Source organism: Ruegeria sp. AL11, assembly GCF_056540865.1.
Genome location: NZ_JBQFXO010000027.1, coordinates 1 through 3,805 on the forward strand (window position 1 = coordinate 1; position 3,805 = coordinate 3,805).

Here is a 3,805-nt window from a genome sequence, read left to right on the forward strand (position 1 = left end):
CATAGCAAAAGCCCCGGGGTTTTGCCCGGGGCTTTTGGGTTTGTTGTTTCTGTGTTTACGAGCAGTCTTGGACGGCGCGTTTAGTCATCACCCCAACCAAATGCGCGCGGTAGGTTTTGCTGCCATGCAGGTCGGCGATCATGTTCATCGGGTTGACGCTCAGCCCCATCAACGCCTCGGCGTTGAAGGATTTGTTCAAGGCCTCTTCGGCCTCCGCCCACCGGAACACGCCGTCTTCGCTGGCGCCGGTCACGGCGACACGGACACCATCCGCAAAGCGCGCCACGTAGACACCGACCAGGGCAAATCGGGACGCAGGCTGCAGGAACTTCTGATAGCTTGCCGCTTGAGGCACCGGGAACCGGACCGAGGTGATGATCTCACCCTCATCCAGCGCGGTGGCAAACATGCCCTGAAAGAAGTCGTCCGCCGCGATCTGCCGCGCGTTGGTCACGATGGTCGCGCCTGAGCCCAGCACGCCCGCCGGATAACAGGCCGCCGGATCATTGTTGGCCACCGACCCGCCAATGGTGCCGCGATTGCGCACCGCCGGATCACCGATCTGACCCGCCAAGGCCGCCAGCGCCGGATACGACCCCGCCGCTTCACGCGCCACCGTGGCATGGGGCGTCGCCCCGCCAATGACGACCGAGCCGTCATCCTCGACACAGACCCCCTGCATCTCGGCAATCCCACCCATGCTGACCAGCACCGAAGGGGCCGCCAGGCGCTGCTTCAGCGTCGGGATCAGCGTCTGACCCCCGCCCAATGGCTGCGCATCCTCGGCCCCCAACGCAGCAACCGCGTCGGCAATGCTCGAAGGCTTCTCAAACTCGAAACTGTACATTCCGCTTTTCCTTTCCGAAGAGCGCAGATCCGCTCTTCATCTGGCTAAAAATACCTCGGGGGTCCGGGGGCTGGCCCCCGGTCCGCCCTCTCAACTCAGCTGTTCATCGCCGCCCAGACGCGCGACGGGCTTACTGGCATGTCGATGTGATCCACCGCCTTGCCGCCCGAATTCATCGCATCCAGAACGGCATTGACCACAGCCGGCGGAGAGCCAATCGCCCCGGCCTCACCACAGCCCTTCACACCCAGCGGGTTATGCGTACAGGGCGTCTGGCTGGAATGATCCACGCCGTAGAAGGGCACATCATCGGCGCGCGGCATGGCGTAATCCATGAAGGACGCGCTCAACAGCTGGCCATTCTCATCATAGGCGCAGTTCTCCAGCAGAGCCTGGCCGATACCCTGGCCAATGCCGCCATGCACCTGACCATCCACGATCATCGGATTGACAATGTTGCCAAAGTCATCCGCCGCGGTGAAGGCCTCGATACTGACCTGACCGGTCTCGGGGTCGACCTCAACCTCGCAGGCATAAGCGCCCGAGGGGAAGGTGAAGTTGGCCGGGTCATAGAACGCGGTCTCCTCCAGCCCCGGCTCAACCTCCAGCGGGAAGTTATGCGGCACATAAGCTGTCAGGGTCACGTCGCCCCAGGCCACCGACTTGTCGGTGCCTGCCACGCTGAACTGACCGTCCTTCAGCTCGATATCCGCCTCGGAGGCCTCCAGCAGGTGGGCTGCGATCTTCTTGGCCTTGTCGATCACCTTCTCGGTGGCCTTCACCATGGCCGAGCCACAGACCGCCAGAGAGCGCGAGCCATAGGTGCCCATGCCGAACGGGATTTTTGAGGTGTCGCCATGCACGATCTCGACCATCGATTCATCAATGCCGATCATGTCGGCCACAACCTGCGGGAAGGCGGTCTCATGCCCCTGCCCGTGGCTGTGCGCGCCAACCATGACGCTGATCGAGCCGGTGGCATTCACCCGCACGGTCGCCGCGTCATAAAGACCCGCTCGGGCCCCCAGCATGCCAACGATGTTCGAGGGCGCAATGCCGCACGCTTCGATATAGCAGTTGATGCCCAGGCCCCGCAGCTTGCCCTTGGCCTCGCTGGCCGCACGGCGGGCCGCAAAGCCTGCCAGATCGGCGGCGGCCTCAAGCTTGTCCATGGTCCCGTTGTAATCCCCGGTGTCATAGGTCAGAGCGACCGGCGTGTCATAGGGGAACTGGGTGATGAAGTTCTGACGGCGCAGCGCAATCGGATCGACTCCCAGCTCGCGCGCGGCCTTATCGACGACACGCTCCAACTGGAACGTCGCCTCGGGCCGGCCCGCGCCGCGATAGGCATCCACCGGCACTGTGTTGGTGAACATCGCCTTCACATTCACCTGAATGACCGGCGTCTTGTAATTGCCTGCCATCAGCGTGCCGTGCAGCCATGTGGGCACGGAACTGGAGAAGGTCGACAGATACGCCCCAAGGTTCGCATAGGTGTTGGTCCGCAACCCGATGAAGTTGTTGTCTGCATCCAGCGCCAGTTCGATTTTGCTGACATGATCCCGACCATGGGCGTCCGACATGAACGCCTCGGACCGGCTGGAGGTCCACTTCACAGGCCGGTTGCAGGCCTTGGCGGCGAAGGTACAGAACGCCTCTTCCGCATAGTGGAAGATTTTGGTGCCAAAGCCACCGCCTACATCCGGGGCCACAACGCGGACCTTATGCTCGGGCAGGCCCAGCACAAAGGCGCACATCAGCAGGCGGATCACATGCGGGTTCTGCGAGGTGGTATAGAGCGTGTACTCATCCGTGCCCCGCTTATACTCACCCACCGCCACGCGCGGTTCCATCGGGTTGGCGACCAGGCGGTTGTTGACCAGATCCAGCGTGGTCACATGGGCCGCATTGGCGAAGACCTCATTGACCTTGGCGTCATCCGCTTCACCCAGCTGCCAATCATAGCAGATGTTGTTCTTCAGATCGTCATGGACCAGCGTCGCGCCCTCTTGCGCTGCGGCCTTCATGTCGATCACGGCGGGCAGTTCCTCGATCTCGAGGTCAATCGCCTCGGCCGCGTCGCGGGCCTGCTCCAGGCTGTCGGCCACGATGGCGGCGATGGGATCGCCCACATGGCGCACCTTGCCCTGGGCCAGAATGGGATGCGCAGGCTCCTGCATGGGCGCGCCGTGCTTGTCCGTCACCTCCCAGCCGCAGGGCATGCCGCCCACGCCTTCGAAATCCTTGCCGGTGAACACCTTGACCACGCCCGGCATGGCCTCGGCCGCCGAGGTATCAAGGCTGGTGATCCGGCCATGCGCGATATCCGAGCGCAGGAAATGAACATAGGCCTGTCCGGCCACGTTGATGTCGTCGGTGTAATTGCCTGCTCCGGTCAGAAAGCGCACGTCCTCGCGCCGCTTGGAACTGGCTCCGATGCCACTGTCTTTGGGCATTGCTTGTTCTCCTCCCTCGGGCCGCTTATTCGGCGGCGATGCTGCTGACGTCCTGGCCCGAAGCGGCCATGATCGCCTTGACGATGTTGTGATAGCCCGTGCAGCGGCACAGGTTGCCTTCCAGATACTTGCGGATCTCGGCCTCGGACGGGCGCGGATTGTCCTTCAGCAAGGCCGCCGCGCTCATCACCATGCCCGGTGTGCAGAAGCCGCATTGCAGCCCGTGGTGATCCTGAAACGCCTGCTGGATCGCATTGAGTGTCCCATCCTCGGAGGCCTGACCCTCGATCGTGCCAACCTCGGCCCCGTCGGCCTCAACCGCCAGCATGTTGCACGACTTCACAGCCTCGCCGTTCACATGCACCACACAGGCCCCACATTGCGCCGTATCACAGCCAACATGCGTCCCCGTCAAAGACAAATGATCCCGCAAAAAACCAGACAATAACGTCCGACCCTCAACTTCACCGCTCACAGACATGCCATTCACAGTCAGCGATAT

At 62.6% G+C, this 3,805-nt stretch carries 3 protein-coding genes; all 3 read right to left on the reverse strand.

Annotation, left to right across the window (positions count from 1 at the left end; translation table 11 throughout):
* Positions 1-55: 55 nt before the first annotated feature.
* Complete coding sequence (locus ACR0IP_RS22940; RefSeq protein WP_480528130.1) at positions 56-847, reverse strand: FAD binding domain-containing protein; 792 nt, start codon at positions 845-847, stop codon at positions 56-58.
* A gap of 95 nt (positions 848-942) precedes the next feature.
* A complete protein-coding gene (locus ACR0IP_RS22945; protein WP_480528131.1) occupies positions 943-3,303 on the reverse strand; it encodes a xanthine dehydrogenase family protein molybdopterin-binding subunit in 2,361 nt (786 codons plus the stop codon).
* 25 nt (positions 3,304-3,328) lie between these two features.
* Positions 3,329-3,805: (2Fe-2S)-binding protein (locus ACR0IP_RS22950; protein WP_480528132.1), on the reverse strand; the 477-nt coding region annotated here is incomplete at its 5' end.

Bases quoted from the DNA above. Each gene is read 5' to 3' on its own strand.
- ACR0IP_RS22940 (WP_480528130.1), bottom strand. From the start codon at position 847: ATGTACAGTTTCGAGTTTGAGAAGCCTTCGAGCATTGCCGACGCGGTT.
- ACR0IP_RS22945 (WP_480528131.1), bottom strand. From the start codon at position 3,303: ATGCCCAAAGACAGTGGCATCGGAGCCAGTTCCAAGCGGCGCGAGGAC.